Here is a 25,491-nt window from a genome sequence, read left to right on the forward strand (position 1 = left end):
TCGAGGCCGGGGGGCGGTTTCGGCGCGGCGCGGCGCTGGCCGGCGGCCGCTGAGAACTATCGGCCCGCGGAGGTGGCGGGGAAAGCCCGGATTACCGGCCCCGAAACGGCGGGATTCGGTCCGGGCTCAGTCGTCGTCAACGACCTCGATCCCGCGGCTGTTGACCGCGTCGGGGTCGAGGCCGACCTCCTGGAGGAAGTCCTTGTACTCGCGCTCGCAGGACTCGGCCTCCTTCTGGCGGTCGGAGGCGCGGTCACACAGCGCGACCAGGTCCTCGGGCACGTCGTTGGTGTAGACGATCCAGTGGTTGATGAGGTCGCTGAGCCGGCGGATCGGGCTGGTGAAGTGGCCGTATATCTCGAAGTTCAGCGCGTGGTGGCCGCCGAACGGGTCGTTCATGTACTTCGCCCGGGGCATCACCTTCATCACGGCCCACTGGATCTTGTCGAGTTGACGGTCGGGGGCCTCCTCCAGGGTCGCGTTGACGGCCTTCCGCGGGTCGTCCCACGCCGCGCCGGGGATCGAGACGCCGTTTAGGTCCTGGATCTCCCGGAGCGCCTCGTCCCACTCGTCCGGGCTGGGCTGGGGGTGGACGCGGTACATCGCCTCGACGCCGCGGTCCCACATCAGCTCGTGCGTGACGGCCTTGTTCGCCTTCAGCATGCACTCCTCGATGATGGTGTGGGCGCGGTCCCGTCGCGGGTTGAGCACGAGGCTGCCGTCGTCCTTGCGCTGCTCGTGCATCCGGTCGGCCAGTTTGAAGACGAGCGATATCTCGTCGTGGAGGTGGGAGTCGGGGTCGTCGAGCCGGTCCTCGGCCTGCGTGTAGGTGAGCCGCTCGTCGCTCTCGATGACGGACTTGTAGATGTCGATGGTCTCGTAGGAGAGCGTCTCCTTGTCGAGGTGCATCTCGACGGTGTGGGCCAGCCGGTCCTCGTTGGGCACGAGCGAGCAGACCGTCTCGGCCAGCACCGGCGGGAGCATGTGGACCGTGTAGCCCGGCAGGTAGACGGTGTTGCCGCGCTCGACGGCCTCCTCCCACATCGCCGTGTCGGGGTTGACGTAGTGGGTCACGTCGGCGATGTGGACCCACAGCACGAACTCGTCGTCCCGCTCCTCGACGCTGATGGCGTCGTCGAAGTCCTGGGCGTCGATGGGGTCGACGGTCCACGTCGTCATCTCCCGGAGGTCCTCGCGCTCGTCGACCTCGTCCTGTATCTCCTGGGTGATCCCCTCCGTGCGTTCCTCGGCCTCGTCAAGCACTTCCTGCGGGAAGCCGTCGCGGATCTCGAATTTCTCGAAGAGCTCCTCCCGCTTGTTCTCCAGGTGGCGGGCCATCTCCTCGTCGATCTCGACGGGTCCCTGCGCCTCGGCGGTGCCCGCCTCGGCTTGCGAGTCGCTCATGCCCTGGGGTACGGGGGTCGCACAGTTAACCTATCGGGTACGCGCGTCGACCGGGAGAGGCCGCTGGACTACTGTTCCTCCAGCGTGCCGTACCGCTCCTCGACGGTCGCGCTGTACCACTGCAGAAACTCCGCGCGGCCGCGTTCGCCGGCGTCTACGTCCACGAGCAGGTCCTCGAGCTCGTCCCGCGGCTGGTGACAGAGCTCGCGGTAGCAGGGCTTGCAGAGGTACTCGAACTCCTTGCCCTCGCGCTCCCAGCGGTCGCCGTACTTGTCGTATTCCCGCGCGTCCGACCGGCGGACCGAGTCCCCGCAGGCGATGCAGGTCTCCGTCTCGTCCCGGTCTGTCCGGGAGGACCACATACCCGTACTGTAGGCGGGATCGTACTTAGCCCTTTTCGGGTCGAATCGTGACAGGACCCGACTGACGGCGGCGGCCGGGGGCGGCCGCCGCGGGAACGGGCGATTTATGCGCGCCGCGGTGTTTCCCCCGTCCATGCAGGTCAAGTCCCGGCACCACCTCCGGAGCGACGAGATCGCCGAGATCGAGGACCACGTCGCGGCACAGCTGGACGTGGCGATCGACGGCGACACGTACGAGCTCGTCGAGTTCGAGGACAGCGACGACGAGCTCGTGCTGGTCGACGGCGAGCCCGCGGTGCTGTACGTCGACGAGGAGCCGTTCCTGACGGTTCGGGGCGCAAACGAGTACCCGCCGGAGAACCGCGTCGTCACCGTCGACGCCGGCGCGGTGTCGTTCGTCAGCGACGGCGCGGACGTGATGCGCCCCGGCATCGTCGAGGCTGACGCGGACATCGAGCCGGGCGACCTGGTCGCGGTCGCCGAGGAGTCACACGGCAAGGTGCTGGCGATCGGCCGCGCGAAGACCGACGGGTCGGACATGGTCGGCGACAGCGGCAAGGTCGTCGGGTCGATCCACCACGTCGGCGACGACCTCTACGAGTTCACCGCCTGAGACCGGTCGCCTCACTCCGCCTCGTCCGTGCTGTCCTCGTCGTACGCGTCCTCGTAGCGGTCCATCGCCATCTCGTACCCCTCGACCGCGCGCTCGTAGGTCGCCCGGAGGTCCGCGACCGGCGTCTCCGTCGCGTCGACCCGCAGGTCGTTGAAGTACGGGTCGACCGGCGGGTCCTCGGTGGTCTCCACGATCAGCGCCGCGCTCTGGATGTGGAGCTCCTCGCGCTTGTCGCCGCCCTCGGCGTGGCCCGCGGCCAGCGCGTCGATGAGGCGCTCGGCGAGGGGCGCGTCGGCGGGGCCGCCGTCGGCCGGAGCACCCGTCTCGTAGGCCGCCGCCGTCTCGTCGACCACGGCCTCGCCGGTGAGCAGGTTGCCCGCGACGGTGTAGCCGTCGCCCTCGACGTGGCCGAACCAGCCGCTGCACTCCTCGCCGGAGAACGCGAACGTGCCCTCCGCGCCGACGCCGTGGAGCTGGCGCTGGGGCGCGCCGTCGTCGGCGTTCAGCAGCGACTGCAGCGCGTCATCGACGGCCAGGCCGTCGTCCATGTACTCGATCCCCTTCCGGCCGAGGTCGATGTTGACGAGGCTCTGCGTGGCGACCGCGCCGTTCTCGCTGGCGAACGGACACATCGTCCCCACGCTCGGCAGCCGCGTCGTGACGGCGACGCCAAAGCGCGTCTGCTCGTCGCCGTCCTCGTCCGTGTACTCCTCCCGAACGCAGATGCTGAACGTCACGTCGGGGGAGTCGGGGCTGTGACGCAAAAAGCTCCGCCTCCCGGAACTGTCTGACGCAAGAACTATACTCGCTCCGCCGGTGACCTACCCCTATGGGACTGATGAGCAAGATCCTCGGGGGCAGCGACAGCCGCTCGACCGGGGACTACGTCGAACTCGACCCCGCCGACTTCGACGCCGCGTCCAGCGAGGCGGCGATGTCGGTCCACATCGCCGAGATATCGGGGAAGGAGGACGTGATGGACATCAAAGACGCCGTCTACGACGGCGACCTGGTCATCGCCGACATCACGCGGCTCCGGACCGAGGACCCGACCGCCGAACACATCACCGACGAACTCCGACAGGTCGCCGAGGAGGTCGGCGGCGACATCGTCCAGAAGGGCGACGACGGCATCATCGTCACGCCGACCGGCGTCCGGATCAGCCGGGAGAAGCTGGGCGTCCGGTAGGGCGAACCGGCGGCTGGTCGGCGTAGACGGCTCGGTTCGACCGGAAGCGAAGTTCGGCGGTAGAAGTTGCCGGCAGTATCAGGCGTCGACGTCGTGGTCGGGGTCATCCTCGACCGCGCGCTTCATCGACTCGCGGCGCGACTTGGCGTCGCGACCGGTCGCTTCGAGCAGGAAGTCGTTTTTCGCGTCGACCGCGTCGGCCGCGGCGTCGGCGTTGCCCTCCGCGATGACGTCCTCGGCGTCGCGCTCCTCGAAGTGGACGGCGAGCTTGTCCTTCTTGCTGCCGTACTCGGCCGCGCCGACGATGATGCGGTCGAAGACGGGGTTGTCGGGGTCGCCGACGACGTAGAGGTCGTTGCCCTCGTAGTCCTCAGTGCCGGTGATCTCGCCGAAGTAGTCCTCGACGGTGGCCTCCATGTCCGGCACCCGTTCCTCGAGATACTCGCCGCGACGCATCTTGTACTCCTTCATGCGTGAAGTGATACAGGGGGGGAGGTTTACCCTTTTCGCGTTAGCGCTCGCGCTCGGTGATGTAGCCGTGCTTGCACTCCGGGCAGATGTCGCCGGCCCGGAGCGACGACCGGTCGGCCGGCGTGACCTGCTCGCACTCGGGGCAGAAGAACTCGGTGTCGACCTCGGTGGTGTCGGCGGGCGCGTCGGGCGAGGGGGCCGTGCCGGCGCTGGTGATGCCGGTGTCGGCCGGCTCCGAACCGCCGACCGTCTCCTCGCCGGCGACGTCGGCCGCGTCCGCGTCGACCTCGGGCGTCAGCCCGCCGCCGCCGAACTCCACGTCGGCGTCCCCGTCGCTCAGTTCGGCGTCGTACCCCTGGTCCTCGCCGCGTTGCTCCGGCCACTTCGTCGGCGAGTCGGCCGGCTCCGGCTCCCCCGTGTCGTCGGAGTCGGGCCACTGGCCGTACTCGCGGTCGGGCGCCGGCTCCTCGTCGGTCTCGTCGAGGATCACGCCGTCGTCGTCCGCGGGGTCGGCCGCGTCGGCGGGCTCGCCCGGCGCGTCCTCGGCCTCCGTCACCGCGTCCGCCGCGGTATCGGTCCCGCCGGCGTCGTCCGGTTCGGCCGCGCTTTCGTCCAGGATCTCGGCGTCGTCGCCGTCCGCCGGCGGCTCGGCGTCGGCGCTCGCCGACGCGTCGGCTGGCGCGCCGTCCGGGGCGTCCGCCGTGGCCGTGTCGGCCGCCGGCGTCGGGTCGGCCGCGGTGGCCGCGTCGGCCGCCTCCCCCTGGGACCCCTCGCCGGCCGGGTCGGGGGTCGACCCCGACCGGTCCAGCGTGGTCACGTTCGTGTTCTCGCTGACGAGTTTCGTCTCGCCACACCGGCCGCACGTCCGGACCTCCCGGACGGTCTCTACCACCTCGCTCCCCTGTTCCTCGCGCTCGCGCTCGACCTCGGTCTCGCCGAAGTCGTGCCCGAGCAGCGAACACCTGAGACCCATCGTGCCTGCATATCCAACGTAGGGATGAAAAGGCTACTGCTTGGGCGGATCAGGGGATAATAGTAAATCCCACCCTCACAAAGTAGCACCCATGAGAGCAAAGCGGGAGTACCGCGACCGGGACGCGGTCGAGGTCTCGGTACTCGACGCCCTCGTCGACCGGAGCGACGACGGGATGACGGTGTTCGAGCTCCGGTCGCACGTCGAGGCGGACATCGACGACCTGGAGGGGGCGCTGGCGACCCTGAAGGAGGAAGAGCTGATAACCGTCGACGAGAACGGGGACCGGACGGTGATCATGCCCGACGACCGCGTCGTGCCGGAGCCCGGGGAGCACGTCGCCGAGGAGGAGAGCTTCATCGACCGGGTGCGCGACCGCCTCCCGTTCTGAGCGGACCGCCCGGCCGCGGGAGCCGGCGGGCCACAGCGGGGGGGATAGGGAGGCTTTTCCGCCAGCCTCCCCCACGGGGACGTATGACGGTCATCGAGTCGGTCCACGCGGACCACGACGCGACCTTCGGCGAGCGGGGCGGCCGCCGCGTCGCCCTGGAGTACGGCCGCCGCGAGCGGGAACACCGCGCGGCCCGGAAGGTCGTCGGGGTCACCGAGATGGCGTACGGCGTCGTCGTCGTCACGGGCGACGACCGCGTCGACTACGTCGACAACGCCGTCTCGAACCGCGTCCCCGACGCCGACGGCGAGGGGGTCTACGCCCTCCTGCTGGACCCGCAGGGCGGCATCGAGACGGACATGTACGTCTACAACGCCGGGGACAGGCTCCTGCTTTTCACGCCGCCCGGCCGCGCCCGCCCGCTGGCCGAGGAGTGGTCGGAGAAGGTGTTCATCGAGGACGTCGAGATAGCCGTCGCGACCGACGATTTCGGCACCTTCGGCGTCCACGGCCCGAAGGCGACCGAGAAGGTCGCCAGCGTCCTCAACGGCGCGGCGTCGCCCGACGAGCGGCTCACGTTCGTCCGCGGGTCGATGGGCGACGCGGGCGTCACCGTCGTCCGGACGGACGCGCTCGCCGGCGAGGAGGGGTACGAGGTGATCTGCGCCGCGGGCGACGCCGGCGAGGTCTTCGACACGCTGGTGAACCACGGCCTCAACGCCGCGCCGTTCGGCCGGCGGACGTGGGAGGCGCTCACGCTCGAAGCGGGGACGCCCCTGTTCGAGACGGAACTGGAGGGGCGGATCCCGAACGTCGTCGGCCTCCGCAACGCGCTGGACTTCGAGAAGGGCTGTTACGTCGGCCAGGAGGTCGTCTCCCGCGTCGAGAACCGCGGGCGGCCGAGCCAGCGCCTCGTCGGGCTCCGACCCGACGCCCTCCCGGAGGCCGGCGCGGCCGTGTTCGCCGGCGACGAGGCCGTCGGGGAGGTGACCCGCGCCGCCGAGAGCCCGATGCTCGACGCGCCGCTGGCGCTGGCTCTGGTCGACTTCGACGCGCCGGGGGACGGCCTCGCCGTCCGCGTCGACGGCGAGGAACTGCCCGCCGAGCGGGTCGACCTGCCGTTCGTCGAGGGGAGCGACCGGTCGGCGCGGCTGCCGGCGTACTGAGCCCGGAGCCCCGCCGCCGGTTTCGGTTCGAAACCGAAACGGTGGGAAGAGTTGGGATCGTTTCAATTACGCGGCTGACAGCTTCGGGCAATAAACTATATTAAACCTGCGGCAAATAGATCCGTATGGATTCTGACGTGACGGGCCGCGTCGGGACCGGGATCGCCGACCTCGACGCGGTCCTGAACGGCGGCCTCGTCCCGGGTCGGGCGTACACGGTCCGCGGGGAGCCCGGCACGGGGAAGTCGATCCTCGGGATGCACTTCCTGACGGCCGCGCCGGACGACGCCGCGCTGTACATCAACCTGGAGGAGTCGACGGCCAACGTCCGCGAGAACGCCGCGTCGCTCGGGATCGACCTCTCCGACGTGGCGTTTTGCGACCTGAGCCCCGAGTCGGACTACTTCCGGGACAACCGGTCGTACGACCTCTTCGACCCGGACGAGGTCGAGGGCGAGGCGGTGAGCGACCGCATCGGCGAGGCGATAGAGGCGACCGACCCGGACCGGGTGTTTCTGGACCCCGCGACCCACCTCCGGCAGTTCGCCGCCGACGAGTCCCGGTTCCGCAAGGAGATGGCGTCGCTCCGGCGGTTCCTCGCCGAGCGGGACGCGACCGTCCTCTTTGCGACCCAGCCGACCACGGCACACTCCGACGAGACGCTCCAGTTCCTCACCGACGGGACGATCGAGCTCAACCGCGGCTCGAAGGGACGCACGGTAGAGGTGACGAAGTTCCGGGGCAGCGGCTACCGGGGCGGCGAGCACACGCTCGAGATATCGGGCGAGGGGATGCGGGTCTACCCCAAGCTTGCCCCCGGCGACCACGACCGGACGTTCAAGCCGGACCCGATCTCCTCGGGCGTTCCCGAACTCGACGCGATGCTGTCAGGCGGCCTCGAACGCGGCACCGTCTCGGTCATCAGCGGCTCGCCGGGCGTCGGCAAGACGACGACCGCGGCCCACTTCGCCGCGGAGGCGGCGGCCCGCGGCGAGCGGGCGGCGCTCTACCTCTTCGAGGAGGCGGCCGAGACGTTCCGCCACCGCTCGCGGTCGATCGGCCTGCCCGTCGAGGACCGGGAGGCCGACGGCACGCTGGAGACGGAGGAGGTGGAACCCCTGGCGCTCTCGCCGGACGTGTTCGCCGCCAACGTCCGGACGGCGGTCGAGGAGCGCGACGTAGAGGTCGTCGTGATCGACGGCATCTCCGGCTACCGGATGTCGATCCTCGGCGACGAGACCGGGCTGTTGCGGGAGCTCCACGCGCTCTGTCGCTACCTCCGGAACATGGGCGTCACCGTCGTCCTCGTCGACGACATCGACTCGGTCACCGGCGAGTTCCAGCCCACGTCCCGGCGGATCAGCTACCTCGCGGACAACATCGTCTTCCTCCGGTACATCGAGTACCAGGGGGAGATCCGGAAGGCGGTCGGCGTCCTGAAAAAGCGGGTGAGCGACTTCGAGCCGACGCTCCGCCGGTTCAGGATCACCGGGGACGGGCTTGCGATCGGCGAACCGCTCACCGGGCTCCGGGGCATCCTCACGGGGACGCCGGAGTGGACGGACGACGATGGCTCGTAGCGACGACCCGGCGAAGCTGCTGGCCGTCCTCGGCGACGCCCGGAACCGGGAACTGCTGGTCGAGTGGCTCCGGGGGACCGGCTGGGAGGTCACGGTCTCGGAGACGGTGACGGCGGGCGAGTGGGACCTCTGTCTCGTCGACGACCGGGGGCTCGCCGCCAACGTGGACGTGCTCCGGGCGCGCAAGGCGGACGCCGCGCCCGTCTCGCTGCCGGCCGTCCTCGTGACGCGTGACCCCACCGACGTCTCTGACCACCCGGTCGACGACCAGATCGCGATCCCGACGCGGAAGCGGTTCCTCCGCCGCCGCATCGAGACGCTCCTGCGGACGCGTGACCTCTCGGTCCAGCTGCGGTCCAGCCGCGAACGGTACCGCCGGCTCGTCGAGTGTCTCCCGGAGGCGCTTTTGATCGTCGTCGACGGGCGGATCGAGTACGCGAACGCCGCCGCCACCGACCTCCTCGGCGCGGGGACCGTCAAGGAACTCGTCGACCGGCCGTTCGACCGATACGTCGACGTCGGCGGGGCTGGGGACGCCGCGTCGCTGGCCGCCGCCGCCACGCGGGCGTCCTTCGAGGAGGTCGAGATCCACCCCGTTGCCGGCGAGCGGCGGCTGGGCGAACTCGCCGCGGTCCGGATCGTCCACGAGGGCCGGCCGGCGACGCAGGTCATCCTCCGGGACCTGACCGCCCGACGCGAGCGCGAGACGCGCCTCCGGCTGTACGAGCGCGCGCTCGACGAGACGATTCAGGGCGTCACCATCGCGGACGCCGAGCAGGACGACCTGCCGGTCATCTACGCGAACGAGGCGTTCACCCGGATCACGGGGTACGACATGGCGGACGTCCTCGGGCGCAACTGCCGGTTCCTCCAGGGGCCGGACACCGACCCGGACACCGTCGACCGCATCCGCGAGGCGATAGCGGCCGCGGAGCCGGTCTCCGTCGAGATCCGCAACTACCGGGCGGACGGCACCCGGTTCTGGAACGCGCTCGACGTCGCGCCGATACGGGACGCGGACGGCGACGTGACCCACTACATCGGCCTCCAGCGTGACGTGACGGAGCGAAAGGAACGCGAGCGGGCGCTGGAGCGCTACGAGACCGTCGTCCAGACGGCCGCCGACGCCATCTACGTCCTCGACGGCGACGACACGATAGTCGAGGTCAACGACGCGCTGACCTCTCTCACCGGCCGGTCGCGGGGGACGCTCCTCGGGGCGACGCTCGACGCGTTCCTCGACCCGGCCGACGTCCCCGCCTGCCGGCTGGACCCCGACGAGTCCGTCACCGAGCGGACGGTCGAGGTCGAAGTCGCCACCCGGACGGGGAAACGGCGGCACTGCGAGGTGACCGTTGCCCCGCTCCCCGGCGAGTCGTTCCACGGGACCGTCGGCGTGGTCCGGGACATCTCGAACCGCCGGCGGCGCGAGCAGCAACTCTCCGTCCTCGACCGGGTGCTGCGACACAACCTCCGGAACAAGATGACGGTGATCTGCGGGCGGGCCGAGATGATGGACGAGAACACCCCGCCCGAGGAGGTCCGCGACCACGCCAGGACGATCCAGAGCACCGGCGAGGACCTGCTCTCGCTCAGCGAGACTGCCCGGTCGGTCCAGTCGATCATCGACGAGGACGGGGGCGGGACCCGCGAACTCGACCTGTCGCCGCTCGTCCGGACCACGGTCGCGGCGTTGCGGGACCGCTATCCGAACGCCGAGATCGCGACCGACGTCCCCGACGAGGCGACCGTGCGTGCCCACGACTCGGTCATCACCGCGCTGAGCGAGGTCGTCGAGAACGCGATCGTCCACAACGACAGCGACGTCCCCCGCGTCACCGTGGAGGTGACGGTGGGGGCCGACACGGTCGCCGTCGAGGTCGCCGACAACGGGCCGGGGATCCCCGACAGCGAACTCGACGTGCTGTCCACGGACCTCGAGACGCCGCTCGAACACACCGACCGCCTTGGGCTCTGGCTCATCCGTTGGGCGCTCAGCCGCTCCGACGGCACCATCTCCTTCGAGGGGAACGAGCCCCGGGGCACGGTCACGCGGATCGAGTTCGGGAGGCCGTAACCCCGGGGTGCCGGCTGTCCAAACGTTTACCCCGGAAGCCGCGGCCAGCGCCGCCGTGCTCTGACCCGTCGCCGCGGAGCGGTGAGGCGGGTGTGCGGTCGGCCGCTCCGCGCCCGAACGGACCGCCTGTTCGCCCCTACGAGAGCAGCGTCCGGAGGTGCTCCCGCGAGAACACCGACGTGGGCCGGTCCATGTGGACGCCGATCTCCCCCGAGAGCGCCCGCAGCCCCGCGTGCTGGACCGGCTCCGGGAGCGAGTACGCCCGGCGGAGCCAGTGGCCCAGCCGTATCTCCCGCGATAGCTCGTCCCGCCAGGCCCGCTCGTAGGCCTGCAGCGTCGACGGCTCGGTCGGGTCGACCGTCCGGACGGCGTGGTCCGCGCAGGTCATCCCATAGAGGATCCCGCCGCCGGTGAAGGGCTTGGTCTGGGCCGCCGCGTCGCCGAGCAGGAACCCCCGCGTGCTCGTCACGCGATCCGGCGGGCCGACCGGGATCGCACCCGAACAGCGGCGGTGCGGGTCGACGCCGTACGCCTCGACCAGCGCGTCGAACCGCGCGCCCACGTCGTCGCCCGGCGGGGCCGCAAGCCCGTACTCCACGCCGGCGTTCCCCCGCGGGATGCGCCACGCGAAAAAGCGCGGCGCGGTGAGGTGGACGTCGACGAACTCGCCGTCGTCGGCCGCGGCGTCGAACCCCAGCACGCCGTGGAGCAGTTCGTCCGGCTCCGACAGGTGGAGTTCGTCCCGGACGCGCGACCGCGGGCCGTCGCAGCCGGCGACCATCCGCGCCGCGAACGTCTCCGTGCCGTCCGGCCCGCGCGCCGTCACCTCCACGCGGTCGTGGTACTCGTCGACGGCGGTGACGGTGTGTTCCTCGCGCAGGTCAGCGCCCGCGTCCCGCGCCAGCCCCGCGAGGTGGCGGTCCAGCCCCACGCGGTCGATGACGTTCGACACGGCCTCCTGCTTGTAGAAGCGGTGCGCGTCGCTGCCGGGGCCGCCGACGTGGAAGCGCGCGCCCACGATCTCGTTCTGGAGGAGGTCGTCGCGCGCGTCCGGGGCGGTGAAGTCCCAGACGTCGGTGCTGACGTGCCCGGAACAGGCCAGCGGCTCGCCGACCGTCCCCTGCTCCAGCGCCAGCACGTCGTGGCCCGCCTCGGCGGCCCGGCGGGCGAACCGCGACCCGGCGGGGCCGGCGCCGACGACGACGAAGTCGTACATGTCAGTACGGTCGACGGGCGGCGGTAAATCCTTCCCGGTCGCCGAGCGGGTCAGTCGACGACGACCAGGCCGCGGCAGGTGTCCCCGTCGAACCGCTCCCACGGCACGGGGACGCGCTCCCAGCCGTCGCCCGCGTCCGGCGTGCGGTAGAGCCCGCGGTTCGTCGCCGCGAAGCACTCGCCGGCCGCCGTGCCCGACGCCAGCACCGCGCGGACGACGCCCTCGCCCGCGGGGAACCCGTCGAGCCGCTCCCACGAGCCGCCGCGCTTGCGGTAGAGGTACGACTCCGCCCGCGACGCGGTGTGGGCCGCCGACGCGCCGCTGGCGGCCGACAGGAGCACCGTCTCGGGGTCGGCCGGGTCCAGCGCGAGGCTCCAGCAGTAGCGGTGGTCGAGGCCGTCCTGCGGGTGGTCCCAGGTCTCGCCGCCGTCGCGCGTCTCGGCGTAGCCGTCGCCCGCGGCGCTCCAGGCGCGGTCCGGCGCGTCGGGATGCGTCGCAAGCGTGTGGTTGTCGCGGCGCGACCCCGGTGGACGTTCCTGCCACGTCTCGCCGCCGTCCTCGGTGAGCACCAGCGCGCCGGCCTCGATGCCGACGTACAGCCGGTCGGCGTCGTGGGGGTCCGGCTCGACCCACCGGACGTGGTGCGTGTCCGGCCGCGGCGGGAACGACCACTCGCCGGCCGACGGCAGGTCGGTCAGGCCGCCGACGCGCGTCCACGAGTCGCCGCCGTCCGTCGAGCGGTAGAGCCGCGACGGCTCGGTTCCGGCGTACACGACGTCGGGGTCGTGTGGCGAGACGGCCACCGAGAGGACGGCGTCCTGATCGATGGCGTCCGCGCCGACGCGCTCGAACGACTCGCCGCCGTCGGTCGTCCGGTGGAGCCCGTCGCCGAACGTGCCGACGAACGCCCTGTCGGGGACCGCCTGCGACGCGTCGACGCACTCCAGGTCGTACCCGTCCAGTCGACGGGCGTCGATCCACTCCGCGCCCTCCCGTTCGGCGACCACGAGGGCGTCCCGCATCGCGGCGTACACGGTCGTCATGGGCGGGCGTAGGAGACGGACCGACAAAGGGCTATGCTGAAACGGATTCCTGAAAGAAGCGAGAGGGGAACGCGAAGGCGCTGCTCAGTCGTCGCTCGGCGCCTTCACCGGCTCCTTGCGCTGGCCGCGCGGGCCGTCGAGGTCCACGTCGGGGAGGAGGTCCCGGAGGTAGCGCCCGGTGTGGGAGCCGTCGTTTCGCGCGACGGCCTCGGGCGTGCCGGTGGCGACGATCTCGCCGCCGTTCTCGCCGCCCTCGGGGCCGAGGTCGACGATGTTGTCGGCGTTTTTCACGAGGTCGAGCTCGTGTTCGACGACGACGACGGTGTTCCCGTTGTCGACGAGGCGCTGGAGCACCTCGATGAGCTTGCGCTCGTCGGCGGAGTGCAGGCCGGTCGTCGGCTCGTCCAGCAGGTACAGCGTGTCGCCGGTCTGCTTTTTCCCGAGTTCCTCGGCGAGCTTGATGCGCTGGGCCTCGCCGCCCGACAGCGTCGTCGAGGGCTGACCGAGCTTCATGTAGTCAAGCCCGACGTCCTTCAGCAACTGGAGCCGCCGGGAGAGGCGGGTGTCGGCCTCGAAGAAGTCGTAGGCCTCCTCGACGCTCATCTCCAGCACGTCGGCGATCGTCTTGCCCTTGTACGTGACGTCCAGCGTCTCGTCGTTGTAGCGCGCGCCGTCGCACTCCTCGCAGGGGACGTACACGTCCGAGAGGAAGTTCATCTCGATCTTGACGGTGCCCTGCCCGCCACACTCCTCGCAGCGGCCGCCTTTCACGTTGAACGAGAAGCGGCCCTTCTCGTAGCCCCGTTGCTTGGAGAGTTTCGTCTCGGCGAACAGTTCGCGGATGTAGTCGAACACGTCCGTGTACGTCGCGGGGTTCGACCGCGGCGTGCGCCCGATGGGGCTCTGGTCGATGAGCCGAACGGTCTCGATCTCGTCGACGCCGTCGATCCCGTCGTGGTCGCCGGGGTCGACCGAGTGGTTGTCGTTCATCTCGCGGGCCAGGCCCTTGTAGAGGATCTCGTGCATCAGCGTCGACTTGCCGGAGCCGGAGACGCCCGTGATGGCCGTGAAACAGCCCACCGGGATCTCGACGTCGAGGTCGGCGAGGTTGTGCTGGCGCGCGCCGCGGACGGTGAGCGCGCCGTCCGGTTCGCGGCGCTTCTCGGGGACGGGGATCTGCTTGCGCCCCGCGAGGTAGTCGCCGGTGATCGAGTCCTCGCAGTCGATCACCTCGTCGGTGGTGCCCTGCACGACGACCTCGCCGCCGCGCTTGCCGGGACCGGGGCCCATGTCGACGACGTTGTCGGCGCGGCGCATCGTCTCCTCGTCGTGCTCGACGACGATCAGCGTGTTGCCGAGGTCGCGCAGTTCCTCCAACGTGTTCAGCAGGCGGTCGTTGTCGCGCTGGTGGAGGCCGATGGAGGGCTCGTCGAGCACGTAGAGCACGCCGACGAGGCCGGAGCCGATCTGGGTGGCGAGGCGGATGCGCTGGCTCTCGCCGCCCGACAGCGTCGCCGCCTCGCGGTCCAGCGTCAGGTACTCCAGGCCGACCTCGGTCATGAACCCGAGGCGGGCGCGGATCTCCTTCAGTATCTCCTCGGCGATCTTGCGGTCGCGGTCGGACAGGCCCGCCTCCATCTCCTCGAAGTGGTCGAGGGCGTCGCCGATGCTCATGCGGTTGACCTCGGTGATCGACGAGTCGTCGACGAGGACGGCGCGGGAGGCCGGCTTGAGGCGCGTGCCGTCGCAGGCCGGGCACTCGGTGACGGTCATGTAGTCCTCGATGTGGTCCCGCGTGCTGTCGCTGTCCGTCTCGACGTGGCGGCGCTCCAGGTTGGGGATGACGCCCTCGAACGGCTTGGTCTTGCGGCGGACGCCGTTGCTCGTCTGGCGCTTGAACACCACGTCCTCCGTGGTGCCGTAGAGGAAGGCGTCCTGCACGTCGGGGGCAAGCTCCTCGAACGGCGTCTCGACGCTGACGCCGAAGTGCTCGGCGACCGCGTCGAGGCGGGTGCGGTAGTACGAGCGGTTGTAGCTCCAGGCCTCGAAGGCGTTCTTCAGCGGCTTCGAGGGGTCCTGGAGGACAAGATCCTCGGAGACCTCTTTCGTCTCGCCGATCCCCTCGCACTCCGGACACGCGCCGTGGGGGCTGTTGAACGAGAACGAGCGGGTCTCGATCTCCGGGAGGTCGATCCCGCAGTGGGTGCAGGCCAGATCCTCGGAGAACTCGACGACGAGGCGGTCGTCCGTCTCGCCCGCGAGGTCGCCGGTCGAGCGGGCCTTCGTCCCGCCGAGTTCGGCGTCCTCCGGCGGGTCCGGCAGGATGACCTTGAGGACGCCGTCGGCCTCCTCCAGGGCAGTCTCGACGCTGTCGGCGATCCGCGAGCGCGCGTCCGGCGCGACCGTCACGCGGTCGACGATCACGTCTATCGTGTGGTCGTAGTTCTCGTCCAGTTCGGGCCGGTCCATCGTGAGGTCGTAGCGCTCGCCGTCGACCTCGACGCGGCTGTACCCCTCGCTCACGAGTTCGTCGAACCGGTCCTCGAACGCGCCCTTCTGGTCGCGGACGACCGGCGCGGCGAGCTTTGCGCGCGTCCCCTCGGGGAGTTCGAGCAGGCGCGTCACCATCTGCTGGGCGGACTGCTCGCCGACCTCGCGGCCGCACTCGGGACAGTGGGGCGTCCCGACGCGGGCGTACAGCAGGCGGAGGTAGTCGTGGAGTTCGGTGACCGTCCCCACCGTCGACCGGGGGTTGTTCGCGGCGTTCTTCTGGTCGATGGAGATAGCCGGCGAGAGCCCCTCGACGGTCTCGACCTGCGGCTTGTCCATCTGCCCGAGGAAGTTGCGGGCGTACGCCGACAGCGACTCGATGTAGCGGCGCTGCCCCTCGGCGTACACCGTCTCGAACGCGAGTGAGGACTTGCCCGACCCCGACAGCCCCGTCACGACGTTGAACTGCTCGCGGGGGATCTCGATGTCGAGGTCTTTGAGGTTGTTCTCCTCGGCCCCTCGGACCTCGATGTAGTCCTTGCTCATCTACGCGTTGCCAGGGACCCGGGGCGTGAAACCCTGTCGGTTCCGGGGCCACGCTCCGGCGACGCCGACACGTCAGTCCCCGATCCGGTCCGGCCGAATCCCGATCCGGACCGACCGGTGTTTCGCGCCCGGAAACACGCCGGGGGCGTTTAAGCGTCGCCGCCGAGAGGGTCCGACCATGCGCGACGCCTACGACATCAGCGGGGTCGAACTCACAGACGACCGCTACACCGTCGACCAGTCGCTGGTCCGGAACAAGTACAAGGCGACCGATTCGGCGGGGAACGTCGTCCTCCGGGGCAAGCAGAAGATGTTCAAGATGAAAGAGGAGTTCCCGTTCGTCGACGCCGACGGGGACGAGGTATTCACCGTGAAGGCGGGCGGCATCATCGACGTCGCCGGCAACTACGTCCTCTCGGACGCTCGGACGGGGACGAACCTGGTGATCCTCGACAACGACTACTCGATCTTCCGGGACGTCTGGACGATCCGCGACGCCGACACCGAGGAACCCCTGGCGACGATCTCCTCCCGCGGCGCGCTGACGACGCTCGCCCGGAACCTCCTGCCGTTCGGCGAGATCATCCCCCACAGGTACGAGATAGCCGACGCGAACGGCGACCACGTCGGCACCATCGACGGGCAGTTCTCGCTGCGCGACCGCTACGAGATCGCTATCGACGACGCGAGCGACGTGCCGAAGGAGCCGATCGTGGCCGCCGCGATGGTGATCGACGCGATACAGGACCACTAGGGCGGCGCGGCCGACGCCGGCCTCCGGTCGGGACGGACCTCGATAGGGGGCTCGGACGGGCCGACACGCCGCCGCGTTCCGCCGATTCCCGCCGGCCGGCAAGCCCCGTACGCTTTTGTCGGGTCCCTGTGTATCCGCCGAACATGGCAATCGACACGATTCTCCTCGCGGTCGGGGCGAAAGACGAGGACCGCGCCGAGCGGCTGGCCGACGCGGTCGCGGAAGTGGCCGGGCCGACGGGCGCGACCGTCGTCCTCGCCCACGTGTTCACGGACGACGAGTACGACACGGTGCTCGACAGGCTCGACTTCGGGCCGACCGACGACACCTCGCCGGACGAGGTCGCGACCCGGCACGCGACGATCCGGGAGATCGCGTCGCTGCTGGACGACGCCGGCGTCGACTACGAGACCCGCGGCGCCGTCGGCGAGCACGGCGAGACGATCGTGAACCTGGCGAAGGAGGTCGGGGCCGACCGCGTCGTCGTCGGCGGCCGCCGCCGCTCCCCGACCGGCAAGGCCGTGTTCGGGAGCGTCGCCCAGGAAGTGATGCTGTCCTGCCCCTGCCCCGTGACGTTCGTCCGGGACGAGTGACGCGGCCCGTCCCGGTGGTTCGGCCGTCGCCGGGTCCGCAGTGCTAACCGCGACGGATGGGCCGACCGCCTACCGGTCGGCCCGCTCCTTCCACTCGGCCTCCTGCCGGCGTTCTCGGACGTGGCGGACGCCGCCGGCGAGCCGCTCGCGGGCACGTTCCTCGAAGTCCTCGTAGGGCGCGAGGAACGCCCCCTCGTACTCCTCCAGCAGGTCGTACGTCCAGCGGTCCTCGAACACGCCCCGCGGGAGGTGCTCGTCGCGGACCTCGTCGGCCAGGTCGTCGTACCCGCAGTCCCGGAGCGCCGCCTCGGCGTCGTCCAAGTGGTCGAGCGCGTGGCCGGTCGCGTGGTGGAACTCGACGAAACGGCCCCTGGCGCGCTGGAGCCACTCCAGGGCGAGTTCGACCTCGTGGGCGGCCGCCGCCTCCGCCTCGCTGACATCGTCGGTGGTGGGGACGTCGTCTCCCATACCGTGCGTAACGGTACCACGCCCGTTAGCTGTCGGGGGCGCTGCCGCCCCGTCCGGACGTTTAAGTCCGTTGACGCGGACGTTCGCGTATGGACCACGAGGTTCGACACCGGCCCTCCTTTGCCCTCCTCGACGTGTCGCTTGAGCGGGGCGAGTCGATCACCGCGGAGGCGGGCGCGATGGTGTCACACTCCGACGGGATCGACATCACGACCGACAGGGGGGACAGCGGCGGCTTCCTGCAGTCGGTCAAGCGTTCGATGTTCGGCGGCGAGTCGTTCTTCCGGAACACGTTCGAGGCGACCGAGCGGGGACACGTCACGCTCGCCCCGCCGCTGCCCGGCGACGTCGTCCACCGGGAACTGACCTCGGAGACGCTGTACGTGCAGTCGGGGTCGTACCTCGCCGCCGACAGGGGGATGGAGTTGGACACGAAGTTCGGCGGGGCCCGGACGTTCTTCGGCGGCGAGGGGCTGTTCCTCCTCGAACTGACGGGCACGGGCGACGCGTTCCTGTCGAGTTACGGCGCGGTCGAGCCCGTCTCGCTCGACGTCGGCGAGACGTACGTCGTCGACACCGGCCACATCGTCGCGTTCGAGGACGGCCTCTCGTTCGACGTGCGGAAGGTCGGCGGGCTGAAGTCGACGCTGTTCAGCGGTGAAGGGTTCGTCTGCGAGTTCGAGGGGCCGGGGACGGTGTGGCTCCAGTCCCGCAGCCAGGACGCCTTCCTCTCGTGGCTCGTCCCGCAGCTCCCGTCCGGCGGCGGCGACGGCGACGACGACGGCGTCCAGTTCTCGTTCGGGTAGCCCGCCGACCGCGAACGGGCTAATTAAGTGGCGGCGCGTTCCCCTCTCAACCAGAATGGGTAACTACGCGGGCGTCGACCTCGGCGCGACGAACGTCCGGGCGGTCGTCGCCGACGACGAGGGACGGATCCTCGGCGCGCACCGGCAGAACACCCCGCAGGGGCCGACGGGGATCGCGGTCACCGAGGCCGTCCTCTCGGCGCTACGGACGGCCTGCGAGGAGGCCGACGTCGACCCGGAGAGCATCCGTGCGGCGGGGATCGGCTCCATCGGGCCGCTCGACCTGGCCGAGGGGACGGTCGAGAACCCGGCGAACCTCCCGGACACGATCGACACGATCCCGCTGACCGGGCCGGTCGCACAGTTGATAGACGACGAGGAGGTGTACCTCCACAACGACACCATCGCCGGCGTCATCGGCGAGCGGTTCCACAGCGACCGCAACCCCGACGACATGGTGTATCTCACCATCTCCAGCGGCATCGGCGCGGGCGTCACCGTCGACGGGAACGTCCTCTCGGGGTGGGACGGCAACGCCGGCGAGGTCGGCCACATGGTCGTCGACCCACAGGGCCACCTCACCTGCGGCTGCGGCAAGGACGGCCACTGGGAGGCGTACTGCTCGGGCAACAACATCCCCCGGTACGCGCGGCTCCTCCACGAGGAGGACCCCGTCGACACGGCGCTGCCGGTCGACGACCCCGACTTCTCGGCCGCGGACGTGTTCGCCCACGCCGGCGAGGACACGTTCGCCGACCACGTCATCGACCAGGTCGCCCACTGGAACGCGATGGGCGTCGCCAACATCATCCACGCGTACGCCCCCCTCGTCATCTACGTGGGCGGGGCCGTCGCGCTCAACAACGAGGAACTCGTCCTCGACCCCATCCGCGAGCGCCTCGACGACATGGTGTTTACCAACCTCCCGGAAGTGTCGCTGACGACCCTCGGCGACGACGTGGTGGTCCAGGGGGCGCTCGCGAGCGCGATGACCCGGGGGACGGGCGATCGGTCGCGAATGCGGAATTAAGCGCTCGCGGCTAGCGCTCGGACGGGGAAGCTATACGACCCGACGGGCGCGCCGCCGGTCGAAAACGATCCACCGCCGGACAGTTTTATTACAGGTCGGTGCTACGTGGGGGTATGGAGTCCCCCCGAAACCGACGCCTCCTCCGGAGAAGCGTGCTGAAAGCGACCGGTGCCGCGGGTATCGCGGCGGCCGTGCCCGCGGCGACCGCCGCCGACACGAGCCAGGAGGACGGCTACGAACCGATCGGACGGTACGACATCCCGAACGCGAAGGAACTGGTGATGGGCGAGGACGGGACGACCGCCTACGTCGCGCTCACCGACGGGTTCGCGACCTTCGACCTCTCGGACCCGGCGTCACCGGAACTGCTCACCGAGCAGCGCGGGCTACAGCCCGAGGGCGAAAGCGGCCCGCTCCAGCAGATATACGACGTGAAACAGGACGGCGACTCGATGATCGTCGTCGGCCCGGCGAACAGCGGCAACGTCTCCGGCTTCTTCACCGTCGACGTCAGCTCCCCCGCCGACGCCACCGTCGAGTCGTTCTACCGGACGGAGTTCCCCATTCACAACTCCTATCTCGACGGGTCGCACGCCTACCTGACGGGCAACGACGGCGAGGGGAACCCGATGGTTGTCGTCGACATCGAGTCCCAGGAGGAGGTCGGCCGCTGGTCGCAACTGGAGTACGACGAGGGGTACGCCGAGGTGCCCGTGGGCCGGCGCTCGCTCCACGACATCTACGTCCAGGACGACCGCGCGTACCTCGCGTACTGGGACACGGGGACGTGGGTGCTCGACGTGAGCGACCCGACGAGCCCCGAATACGTCACTCACTTCAGCGACTACGAGCTGTCGGAGCTCCAGGGGTCGGGGTCCCAGCTCGCCGGCTACGAGCCGGAGGGCAACGACCACTACGTCCAGCCCAACGCCGACGGCACCGTCGTCGCCGTCGGCGGGGAGTCGTGGGACATCAACGGCAACGGTTCGGGCGGCCCCAGCGGCATCGACTTCTGGGACATCTCCGACCCCGACTCGCCCGAGCGGCTGGCGACGATCGAGCCCGAGGAGTCCGACAGCAACGCCTACCAGGGCGGGACGTGGACGACCTCCCACAACTTCGACTGGGTCGGCGACCGGCTGTACACGTCGTGGTACAACGGCGGCGTCAAGCTGTTCGACGTGAGCGATCCGGCAAGCCCCGAGCAACTGGCGTGGTGGCGCCAGCCCGACGAGACGAGCTTCTGGACGGCCCAGGCGGCCGTCGAGGGCGAGTTCTTCGCGGCGACCAGCCTCGGCACGGGGCTGGAGAACACCGACGCCGCGGCGGTGTTTACGTTCCCCGACGAGGCCGGCGAGCAGGCGAACGCGCCGTCGCTCGTCGAGGACGGCTCCGGGTCCGAGCCGACGACCACCACGACTTCGATGGACGGGACGACGACCACGACGGGCATGGACGGGTCGACCACGACCGCTGACGGCGGGACCACGGCGGACGACGGGAACAGCGGGAGCGGCGGCAGCGACGACACGGAGGAGGACAGCGACGGCGGTGGGATGCCCGGCTTCGGCGTCGGCGCGGCGCTGGCCGGCCTCGGCCTCGGCCTGCGTCGCCTCCGCCGGGACTGAGCCCGGCGACCCGCAGACCGGCCGCGTCATCCGCTGAACGTCACGATCGTTCCTGCGAACCGGCCGCGGAGATCCAAACCTTCCCGTACCTGGAGCGCGTACCGGCGAGCGATGACCATCGGCTCACCTGAAGACCCCGACTCCGAGGAACCCCTCGCGGAGCGGATCGAGACGTGGCTCGTCCAGCAGATGCCGATCATCAAGATGCACGGCGGGACGAGTTCCGTCCGGAAGGCCGACCCGGAGACGGGCGAGGTCGTCGTCGAACTCGGCGGCGGCTGTGCGGGCTGTTCCGTCAGCGAGGTCACCTCGGGCAACATCGAGGCGGACCTGCTCAAGTGGCCCGAGGTCGAGGAGGTGACGGTGCGGGTCCCCGAGTCCGGCGAGAGCTTCGGCGTCGACCAGGCCGAGAGCGTCATGGGGATCGACCGCACCGAAGGGGGACGGGGCGACTGGGGGTCGTCGAACCCCGGCAAGGACCACCTGTAGGGCCGGACGGCGGCCACACCCCCGCCGTCAGAGCGCGCGCTCGACCGCCGACGCCACGCTTCTCGCCTTCTCGGCCAGCGCCTCGGAGACGTGCCCGGCCTCGACGGCCGCCGCGAGTTCGTCCTCGTCGACGACCGACACCTCGCCGTCCGGCCGCTTGATCACGTCGACGTGGAGGTCGACGTACCGGATCCCGTCGGGGAACACCTCGACCGGCGTGCAGACGTTGACGTAGGTCCCCTTCCGCTCGCCGTCCTCGCCGCGGTAGACCGTGGGGTACCACCAGCGCCCCTCAGTTATCTTCGTGATGGCGGCGTCGCCGCGCTCCCGCTCCGTGCCGAGCGCGTCGTACGTGCCGCTGCCGCGGATCGTCCGTCTGACCGTCAGCTTCCCGTCCGGGTCGAAGTCGGTCACCTCGCCCTCACCCAGCGTGTAGCAGCGGCCGTCGGGCTTCCCGTGGACGATGGCCAGGTCGTCGCCCTCCCCCGGCCCGTACTGCTCGGCGACGGCGCCGAACGGGAACTCGCGGTCCGCCAGCGCCGCGGCGTCGACGACGCTCTCCACGAAGTCGACGGCCGAACTCGCGGCGCGGTGGGCCGCCTTCGTCCGGTGGTGGCCCGGCATCGTCGTCTCGACGGCGCGGCGCGCCGCGTCCAGTTCGAACCGGCACTCGCGGCCGAACCACACCCACCGCGTCGCGTACGGCGCGGCGACGGCCGACGGCGCGTCGCCGTCGGGCGCGTCCGCTATCTCCTCTCCGAGCGCGGCGGCGCGGTCGGCGGCCGCGTCGAGCGCCTCGCCCAGCGCGTCCATGTCGGCGTCCGCGGCCGCCCGCTCCCAGCGGACGCCCCAGCCGTCCGGCGGGTCGGCCGGCAGCAGTTCCGTCGTGCGGACGAGTTCGGTCGCACGCTCGCCGGACGCGGCGGCCGAGACGCCGTCCCGCGCCCGCGAGAGCGTGACGAGGCCGCCCGGCAGTTCCACGTCGGTGCCCAGCAGCGGCCGGTCGTCGCTCCACGGCGGGGCGGGTTCGCGGACCTGCACGCGGAGTTCATCGCCGTCGTCGACGTAGCCGTCGACTTTCCGGAAGGGGAGGAATCCCTCGCGGTCGCCGTCGAGCGAGACGACCGCGCCGCTGCCGAGCGTCTCGGTGACGCGGCCGTCGAAGGTGGCCCCGAGCGCGGCCGCGTCCGGCCAGACGAACGCGTCGCGGCCGACCGCACCGAGGTCGTCGGCGACGGCCGCGGCCGCGTCGGGCGCGCCCGAGACCGACACGCCCTGCCTGTCGTCTGTCGTGTCGACCCGGGCGTCCGCCGGGGCGGCCGCGAACGCCGCGTCGAACCGGCGGCGGATCGGCGGCGACGCCTGGACCACGTCGAAGCCGTCGCGGAGGCGCTCGGTGAGGGCGGTGGCGTAGATGCCGCGGACGCGAACGCTCGTCATTCCAGGCGCTCGCGCGAGTCCGCGAACCGGACCCGGTCGTGGACCGTCGGCCCGAGCGTCAGTTCGACGAGCCCGTCGTCGAGCACGCGGCCGTCCTCGACGTAGACGCCCCAGGAGTCGAACCGGAGCCAGCCCCGCAACTCGTCGGCGTGGGTCGTCAGGTCGAGGTAGTCGACGGCGTGCTCGGGGTAGTCGCTCGCGGAGTGGGCCATCTCCATGTCGGAGTACACCGTCTCGCGTCCGTCGAAAAACGCCTCCAGGTCGGCGGCGGCCTCGCGGGTCGACTCGACGACGGCCTCCGAGGCGGCCGCGAGGGCGTCGTCGTCGAGGCCGGCCTCGCGGAGCGCCCGCTGCGTGCGCTGGTCGAAGTGCATGCCGTACGCTTCGCGGGCCGGGGATTTGAACAGTCCGGAACGGCGTCTCGGCTCCGAATCAGTCGTCGGCCGGCACGTCGCCGGTCCAGTTCGCGGCGGCGGCCGTGGGCTCCGGGTCCACGGTCACCTGTTCGTCCTCCGTTTCCGTCTCCGTCTCGGCCTCGTTCGCTGTCTCTTCCTCGTCCTCTCGGTCCGGTGTCGGCGGCGACGAGTAGTGGATCCCCCTGCTATTGCTGAACATGGAGTTGGCTCTCGGGGTGCTTCGGTGTTAAGCACCCCCCTAAAACACGTAATGGTATTTTATGGCATGGAATATGTATAAGGGCCAAAGCGTTACACGCGCCCCAGTCGTACGGACGGGTATGCCACCCGGACGAGACCCCGTCGAGCGCGCCTCGGACGGCTCGCGGGACCTCTACGACGTGACGCGCTGGGAGCCACGGACGGCCGTCGACAGGCTCGCCGTGGCGATCCACGGCAGCCTCCGCCCCCTCCTCCGGTGGGTGCTGATACTGCTCGGCGTGGCCCTGCTGGTCGCGCTGGTCGCGCTCGGGGCGCTCGGCGACGTCCGCGACCCGGCCGTGTGGGGCTTCGTGGCGCTGTCGGCCGTGCCGGCGCTGCTGCTCGCGGCGTACGTCAGGCGGATCGACGTGACCAGCGACGAACCGCTCCGCCTGCTCGGCTCCACGTTCATCCTCGGCGTGCTGTTCGCCGGCTTCGCCGGGGTCCTGAACGACTTCGGGAGCGCACTGCAGGCGTTCGAGTTCGGGTCGCTCGGCCTCGGCACCGCGCTGTTTTTCTACCTCGTCGTCGGCCCGGTCGAGGAGACGGTGAAGCTGCTGGCGGTTCGGCTCCACGCGTACCGCAGCGACCGCTTCGACTCCGTCGTCGACGGCGCGGTGTACGGGGCCGCCGCCGGCCTCGGCTTCGCCACCATCGAGAACGCGCTGTACATCGCCCGGTTCGCGGAGGACGGCGGCGTGTTCAGCATCACGTTCGTCCGGGCGCTGGCCGGGCCGGGCCACGTCGTCTACTCCGGCATCGCCGGCTACTACCTCGGCCTCGCGAAGTTCAACCGCGAGAGCGCCGGCCCCATCGTCGTGAAGGGGCTGCTGATCGCGGCGTTCGTCCACGCCACGTACAACGTCACGGTCGGGGTCGCGCCGGGTGCGATCGCCGACGCGACCGACCTCTCGATGGGCCTCTCCTTCGTGGCCTACGTCGCCCTCTACGTCGGCGCGGCCGGTTACTACCTCTACCGGAAGATAGACCGCTACCGGGACGCCTACGAGGCGCTCGGCGCCGACGAGGAGCAGGCCGCCGACGCGTCGCCGGAGCGGGCGGAGTTCGACGGGTCGATCCGGGACTGACGGGGACGGAACTAGTACCCGTCGACTAGCTGCTCGGCGTACTTGGCGATCACGTCCACCTCGACGTTGACGGGGTCGCCCGGCTCCTTGTCCGACAGCGTCGTCAGGTCGTACGTCGTCGGGACGACCGCGACGGTGAACGTCCCCTCGCCACGCTCGGCCACCGTCAGGCTGATCCCGTCCAGCGACACCGACCCCTTGTCGACGACGTAGCGGGCGTGATCCGCCGGCAGCGCGAACTCGAACTCCCAGTCCTCACCGACCTCGCGCACGTCGACGACCTCCGTCGTCGCGTCGACGTGGCCCTGCACGAAGTGGCCGTCGAGCCGGTCGTCGGCCCGGAGCGCGCGCTCCAGGTTGACGCGGTCGCCCGGCGCCAGTTCGCCGAGGTACGTCTTCGCCCGCGTCTCGGCGGCGAGGAACGTCTCGAACCACGCGCCCTCGGCGCCGTCGCCGTGCTCCTCGACGGTGAGGCAGGTCCCGCTGACGCTGACGCTCTGGCCGTGCTCCAGGTCGTCGAAGCCGGTCCCGATACGGAGTCGCAGGCCGTCCTCAGTCGATTCCGCCGCAAGCACCTCGCCGGTCCCCTCGACGATGCCCGTGAACATGCCCGACGGTCGGGGCCGCCGGGCCAAAACACTCCCGACTCGGGCGGCGGACGGCGGCAGGGACGGACTTTTGAGCGTTCGCGGGCTACGGGGGGCCAATGAGTCGCGGCATCATCGGCACGCTCCAGCTCGGCGCGACGCTCGTCTTCGCGCTCCCGGTCGTCTACCTCGGCGCGGACTTCCTGCTGTCGGGCCGAACGGCGCTCGGCGCGGCGTTTCTCGCCGTCGCCGTCCTCATGGTCGCCGCCGAGGAGTACCTGACCACGCCCGGCGACATCTCCGGCGAGGCGGCCGAGCGCGCGGTCGGCGCGGTGGCGAAAGACGAGGACGAGTAGGCCGCGTCGCCTGCGCGGCGGACGCGAGGCGGCGTTCCGCGTCCCCGACCTGTCAGCCGCCGCTGGTACCGGATC

At 70.6% G+C, this 25,491-nt stretch carries 27 protein-coding genes; 14 read left to right on the forward strand and 13 right to left on the reverse strand.

Annotation, left to right across the window (positions count from 1 at the left end; all coding sequences use genetic code 11):
- Positions 1–126: 126 nt before the first annotated feature.
- Positions 127–1,404, reverse strand: a complete 1,278-nt coding sequence (locus EYW40_RS04795) for an RNB domain-containing ribonuclease (RefSeq protein WP_135820453.1) — start codon at positions 1,402–1,404, stop codon at positions 127–129.
- A 68-nt stretch (positions 1,405–1,472) separates the two neighbouring features.
- Complete coding sequence (locus EYW40_RS04800) at positions 1,473–1,766, reverse strand: DUF7562 family protein (RefSeq protein WP_135820454.1); 294 nt, start codon at positions 1,764–1,766, stop codon at positions 1,473–1,475.
- Positions 1,767–1,899: 133 nt separating this feature from the next.
- Here EYW40_RS04800 and EYW40_RS04805 point away from each other — a divergent pair, with 133 nt between their 5' ends.
- Positions 1,900–2,379 carry an RNA-binding protein gene (locus tag EYW40_RS04805; RefSeq protein ID WP_135820455.1) on the forward strand — a complete coding sequence of 160 codons (480 nt, stop codon included), beginning with the start codon at positions 1,900–1,902 and terminating at the stop codon, positions 2,377–2,379.
- An 11-nt stretch (positions 2,380–2,390) separates the two neighbouring features.
- Here the strand turns inward: EYW40_RS04805 and EYW40_RS04810 are convergent, their stop codons facing one another.
- Positions 2,391–3,116, reverse strand: a complete 726-nt coding sequence (locus tag EYW40_RS04810) for a DUF1028 domain-containing protein (protein ID WP_135820456.1) — start codon at positions 3,114–3,116, stop codon at positions 2,391–2,393.
- 92 nt (positions 3,117–3,208) lie between these two features.
- Between EYW40_RS04810 and EYW40_RS04815 the strand changes: the two genes are divergently transcribed.
- Positions 3,209–3,568, forward strand: coding sequence for a cell division protein SepF (locus tag EYW40_RS04815; RefSeq protein ID WP_135820457.1), 360 nt, complete (start codon positions 3,209–3,211; stop codon positions 3,566–3,568).
- 78 nt (positions 3,569–3,646) lie between these two features.
- On the opposite strand, the gene EYW40_RS04820 is transcribed toward EYW40_RS04815, so the two are convergent.
- Together EYW40_RS04820 and EYW40_RS04825 are read right to left on the reverse strand one after the other, a co-directional pair.
- Positions 3,647–4,039, reverse strand: a complete 393-nt coding sequence (locus EYW40_RS04820; protein WP_135820458.1) for a DUF5611 family protein — start codon at positions 4,037–4,039, stop codon at positions 3,647–3,649.
- Between the two features lie 40 nt (positions 4,040–4,079).
- Positions 4,080–5,012 (reverse strand): DUF7093 family protein, encoded by a 933-nt coding sequence (locus EYW40_RS04825; RefSeq protein WP_135820459.1) that lies wholly within the window; start codon positions 5,010–5,012, stop codon positions 4,080–4,082.
- A gap of 91 nt (positions 5,013–5,103) precedes the next feature.
- Between EYW40_RS04825 and EYW40_RS04830 the strand changes: the two genes are divergently transcribed.
- The 4 genes from EYW40_RS04830 (at position 5,104) to EYW40_RS04845 (ending at position 10,226) form a co-directional block, all read left to right on the forward strand.
- Positions 5,104–5,403: a DUF6432 family protein gene (locus tag EYW40_RS04830; RefSeq protein WP_135820460.1), complete on the forward strand. Its 300-nt coding sequence runs from the start codon at positions 5,104–5,106 to the stop codon at positions 5,401–5,403.
- Between the two features lie 83 nt (positions 5,404–5,486).
- Positions 5,487–6,569: a CAF17-like 4Fe-4S cluster assembly/insertion protein YgfZ gene (gene ygfZ, locus EYW40_RS04835; RefSeq protein WP_135820461.1), complete on the forward strand. Its 1,083-nt coding sequence runs from the start codon at positions 5,487–5,489 to the stop codon at positions 6,567–6,569.
- A 125-nt stretch (positions 6,570–6,694) separates the two neighbouring features.
- Positions 6,695–8,149 (forward strand): DUF7125 family protein, encoded by a 1,455-nt coding sequence (locus tag EYW40_RS04840; RefSeq protein ID WP_135820462.1) that lies wholly within the window; start codon positions 6,695–6,697, stop codon positions 8,147–8,149.
- Complete coding sequence (locus EYW40_RS04845) at positions 8,139–10,226, forward strand: PAS domain S-box protein (protein WP_135820463.1); 2,088 nt, start codon at positions 8,139–8,141, stop codon at positions 10,224–10,226. Before EYW40_RS04840 ends, EYW40_RS04845 begins: the two co-directional genes overlap by 11 nt.
- A gap of 136 nt (positions 10,227–10,362) precedes the next feature.
- Here EYW40_RS04845 and EYW40_RS04850 read toward each other — a convergent pair whose 3' ends face one another.
- The 3 genes from EYW40_RS04850 to uvrA form a co-directional block, all read right to left on the reverse strand.
- The gene (locus tag EYW40_RS04850; RefSeq protein ID WP_135820464.1) at positions 10,363–11,442 is read right to left on the reverse strand and encodes a geranylgeranyl reductase family protein; all 1,080 of its coding nucleotides are present in this window, start codon (positions 11,440–11,442) and stop codon (positions 10,363–10,365) included.
- Between the two features lie 50 nt (positions 11,443–11,492).
- Positions 11,493–12,485 carry a WD40/YVTN/BNR-like repeat-containing protein gene (locus tag EYW40_RS04855; protein ID WP_135820465.1) on the reverse strand — a complete coding sequence of 331 codons (993 nt, stop codon included), beginning with the start codon at positions 12,483–12,485 and terminating at the stop codon, positions 11,493–11,495.
- Positions 12,486–12,569: 84 nt separating this feature from the next.
- A complete protein-coding gene (gene uvrA / locus EYW40_RS04860) occupies positions 12,570–15,521 on the reverse strand; it encodes an excinuclease ABC subunit UvrA (protein ID WP_135820466.1) in 2,952 nt (983 codons plus the stop codon).
- Positions 15,522–15,699: 178 nt separating this feature from the next.
- On the opposite strand from uvrA, the gene EYW40_RS04865 reads away from it, so the two are divergent.
- Both EYW40_RS04865 and EYW40_RS04870 read left to right on the forward strand, forming a co-directional pair.
- Positions 15,700–16,275 carry an LURP-one-related/scramblase family protein gene (locus tag EYW40_RS04865; RefSeq protein ID WP_135820467.1) on the forward strand — a complete coding sequence of 192 codons (576 nt, stop codon included), beginning with the start codon at positions 15,700–15,702 and terminating at the stop codon, positions 16,273–16,275.
- Positions 16,276–16,418: 143 nt separating this feature from the next.
- Complete coding sequence (locus EYW40_RS04870; protein WP_135820468.1) at positions 16,419–16,868, forward strand: universal stress protein; 450 nt, start codon at positions 16,419–16,421, stop codon at positions 16,866–16,868.
- Positions 16,869–16,937: 69 nt separating this feature from the next.
- Here EYW40_RS04870 and EYW40_RS04875 read toward each other — a convergent pair whose 3' ends face one another.
- Complete coding sequence (locus EYW40_RS04875) at positions 16,938–17,336, reverse strand: hypothetical protein (RefSeq protein WP_135820469.1); 399 nt, start codon at positions 17,334–17,336, stop codon at positions 16,938–16,940.
- Positions 17,337–17,425: 89 nt separating this feature from the next.
- Between EYW40_RS04875 and EYW40_RS04880 the strand changes: the two genes are divergently transcribed.
- From EYW40_RS04880 to EYW40_RS04895, 4 genes are all read left to right on the forward strand, one after another.
- Complete coding sequence (locus tag EYW40_RS04880; RefSeq protein ID WP_135820470.1) at positions 17,426–18,142, forward strand: TIGR00266 family protein; 717 nt, start codon at positions 17,426–17,428, stop codon at positions 18,140–18,142.
- Positions 18,143–18,197: 55 nt separating this feature from the next.
- A complete protein-coding gene (locus EYW40_RS04885; protein WP_135820471.1) occupies positions 18,198–19,172 on the forward strand; it encodes an ROK family protein in 975 nt (324 codons plus the stop codon).
- A 113-nt stretch (positions 19,173–19,285) separates the two neighbouring features.
- Positions 19,286–20,800 (forward strand): LVIVD repeat-containing protein, encoded by a 1,515-nt coding sequence (locus EYW40_RS04890; protein WP_135820472.1) that lies wholly within the window; start codon positions 19,286–19,288, stop codon positions 20,798–20,800.
- A gap of 111 nt (positions 20,801–20,911) precedes the next feature.
- On the forward strand, positions 20,912–21,289 hold the full coding sequence (locus tag EYW40_RS04895; RefSeq protein WP_135820473.1) for a NifU family protein: 378 nt from the start codon (positions 20,912–20,914) through the stop codon (positions 21,287–21,289).
- Between the two features lie 27 nt (positions 21,290–21,316).
- Here the strand turns inward: EYW40_RS04895 and EYW40_RS04900 are convergent, their stop codons facing one another.
- From EYW40_RS04900 to EYW40_RS04910, 3 genes are read right to left on the reverse strand one after another with little or no spacing between them, the layout of a single operon-like run.
- Positions 21,317–22,729 (reverse strand): ribonuclease FAU-1 family protein, encoded by a 1,413-nt coding sequence (locus EYW40_RS04900; protein WP_135820474.1) that lies wholly within the window; start codon positions 22,727–22,729, stop codon positions 21,317–21,319.
- Positions 22,726–23,103: a DUF7532 family protein gene (locus EYW40_RS04905; RefSeq protein ID WP_135820475.1), complete on the reverse strand. Its 378-nt coding sequence runs from the start codon at positions 23,101–23,103 to the stop codon at positions 22,726–22,728. The genes EYW40_RS04900 and EYW40_RS04905 overlap by 4 nt, the downstream gene beginning before the upstream one ends.
- A 58-nt stretch (positions 23,104–23,161) precedes the next feature.
- Complete coding sequence (locus EYW40_RS04910) at positions 23,162–23,344, reverse strand: hypothetical protein (protein WP_135820476.1); 183 nt, start codon at positions 23,342–23,344, stop codon at positions 23,162–23,164.
- A 121-nt stretch (positions 23,345–23,465) separates the two neighbouring features.
- On the opposite strand from EYW40_RS04910, the gene EYW40_RS04915 reads away from it, so the two are divergent.
- Positions 23,466–24,473 (forward strand): PrsW family intramembrane metalloprotease, encoded by a 1,008-nt coding sequence (locus EYW40_RS04915; RefSeq protein ID WP_135820477.1) that lies wholly within the window; start codon positions 23,466–23,468, stop codon positions 24,471–24,473.
- An 11-nt stretch (positions 24,474–24,484) separates the two neighbouring features.
- Here EYW40_RS04915 and EYW40_RS04920 read toward each other — a convergent pair whose 3' ends face one another.
- Positions 24,485–25,081: a riboflavin synthase gene (locus EYW40_RS04920; protein WP_135820478.1), complete on the reverse strand. Its 597-nt coding sequence runs from the start codon at positions 25,079–25,081 to the stop codon at positions 24,485–24,487.
- Positions 25,082–25,179: 98 nt separating this feature from the next.
- On the opposite strand from EYW40_RS04920, the gene EYW40_RS04925 reads away from it, so the two are divergent.
- Positions 25,180–25,416 carry a DUF7533 family protein gene (locus EYW40_RS04925; RefSeq protein ID WP_135820479.1) on the forward strand — a complete coding sequence of 79 codons (237 nt, stop codon included), beginning with the start codon at positions 25,180–25,182 and terminating at the stop codon, positions 25,414–25,416.
- Positions 25,417–25,491: the final 75 nt, after the last annotated feature.

It is taken from the genome of Halostella litorea, assembly GCF_004785955.1.
GTDB classification, from domain to species: domain Archaea; phylum Halobacteriota; class Halobacteria; order Halobacteriales; family Natronoarchaeaceae; genus Halostella; species Halostella litorea.

What these genes read in the sequence shown, in the direction of transcription:
- EYW40_RS04795 (WP_135820453.1), bottom strand. Translation starts at nt 1,404, where the DNA reads ATGAGCGACTCGCAAGCCGAGGCGGGCACCGCCGAGGCGCAGGGACCC.
- EYW40_RS04800 (WP_135820454.1), bottom strand. Translation starts at nt 1,766, where the DNA reads ATGTGGTCCTCCCGGACAGACCGGGACGAGACGGAGACCTGCATCGCC.
- EYW40_RS04805 (WP_135820455.1), top strand. Translation starts at nt 1,900, where the DNA reads ATGCAGGTCAAGTCCCGGCACCACCTCCGGAGCGACGAGATCGCCGAG.
- EYW40_RS04815 (WP_135820457.1), top strand. Translation starts at nt 3,209, where the DNA reads ATGGGACTGATGAGCAAGATCCTCGGGGGCAGCGACAGCCGCTCGACC.
- EYW40_RS04820 (WP_135820458.1), bottom strand. Translation starts at nt 4,039, where the DNA reads ATGAAGGAGTACAAGATGCGTCGCGGCGAGTATCTCGAGGAACGGGTG.
- EYW40_RS04825 (WP_135820459.1), bottom strand. Translation starts at nt 5,012, where the DNA reads ATGGGTCTCAGGTGTTCGCTGCTCGGGCACGACTTCGGCGAGACCGAG.
- EYW40_RS04830 (WP_135820460.1), top strand. Translation starts at nt 5,104, where the DNA reads ATGAGAGCAAAGCGGGAGTACCGCGACCGGGACGCGGTCGAGGTCTCG.
- ygfZ (WP_135820461.1), top strand. Translation starts at nt 5,487, where the DNA reads ATGACGGTCATCGAGTCGGTCCACGCGGACCACGACGCGACCTTCGGC.
- EYW40_RS04840 (WP_135820462.1), top strand. Translation starts at nt 6,695, where the DNA reads ATGGATTCTGACGTGACGGGCCGCGTCGGGACCGGGATCGCCGACCTC.
- EYW40_RS04845 (WP_135820463.1), top strand. Translation starts at nt 8,139, where the DNA reads ATGGCTCGTAGCGACGACCCGGCGAAGCTGCTGGCCGTCCTCGGCGAC.
- EYW40_RS04850 (WP_135820464.1), bottom strand. Translation starts at nt 11,442, where the DNA reads ATGTACGACTTCGTCGTCGTCGGCGCCGGCCCCGCCGGGTCGCGGTTC.
- EYW40_RS04855 (WP_135820465.1), bottom strand. Translation starts at nt 12,485, where the DNA reads ATGACGACCGTGTACGCCGCGATGCGGGACGCCCTCGTGGTCGCCGAA.
- uvrA (WP_135820466.1), bottom strand. Translation starts at nt 15,521, where the DNA reads ATGAGCAAGGACTACATCGAGGTCCGAGGGGCCGAGGAGAACAACCTC.
- EYW40_RS04865 (WP_135820467.1), top strand. Translation starts at nt 15,700, where the DNA reads ATGCGCGACGCCTACGACATCAGCGGGGTCGAACTCACAGACGACCGC.
- EYW40_RS04870 (WP_135820468.1), top strand. Translation starts at nt 16,419, where the DNA reads ATGGCAATCGACACGATTCTCCTCGCGGTCGGGGCGAAAGACGAGGAC.
- EYW40_RS04875 (WP_135820469.1), bottom strand. Translation starts at nt 17,336, where the DNA reads ATGGGAGACGACGTCCCCACCACCGACGATGTCAGCGAGGCGGAGGCG.
- EYW40_RS04880 (WP_135820470.1), top strand. Translation starts at nt 17,426, where the DNA reads ATGGACCACGAGGTTCGACACCGGCCCTCCTTTGCCCTCCTCGACGTG.
- EYW40_RS04885 (WP_135820471.1), top strand. Translation starts at nt 18,198, where the DNA reads ATGGGTAACTACGCGGGCGTCGACCTCGGCGCGACGAACGTCCGGGCG.
- EYW40_RS04890 (WP_135820472.1), top strand. Translation starts at nt 19,286, where the DNA reads ATGGAGTCCCCCCGAAACCGACGCCTCCTCCGGAGAAGCGTGCTGAAA.
- EYW40_RS04895 (WP_135820473.1), top strand. Translation starts at nt 20,912, where the DNA reads ATGACCATCGGCTCACCTGAAGACCCCGACTCCGAGGAACCCCTCGCG.
- EYW40_RS04900 (WP_135820474.1), bottom strand. Translation starts at nt 22,729, where the DNA reads ATGACGAGCGTTCGCGTCCGCGGCATCTACGCCACCGCCCTCACCGAG.
- EYW40_RS04905 (WP_135820475.1), bottom strand. Translation starts at nt 23,103, where the DNA reads ATGCACTTCGACCAGCGCACGCAGCGGGCGCTCCGCGAGGCCGGCCTC.
- EYW40_RS04910 (WP_135820476.1), bottom strand. Translation starts at nt 23,344, where the DNA reads ATGTTCAGCAATAGCAGGGGGATCCACTACTCGTCGCCGCCGACACCG.
- EYW40_RS04915 (WP_135820477.1), top strand. Translation starts at nt 23,466, where the DNA reads ATGCCACCCGGACGAGACCCCGTCGAGCGCGCCTCGGACGGCTCGCGG.
- EYW40_RS04920 (WP_135820478.1), bottom strand. Translation starts at nt 25,081, where the DNA reads ATGTTCACGGGCATCGTCGAGGGGACCGGCGAGGTGCTTGCGGCGGAA.
- EYW40_RS04925 (WP_135820479.1), top strand. Translation starts at nt 25,180, where the DNA reads ATGAGTCGCGGCATCATCGGCACGCTCCAGCTCGGCGCGACGCTCGTC.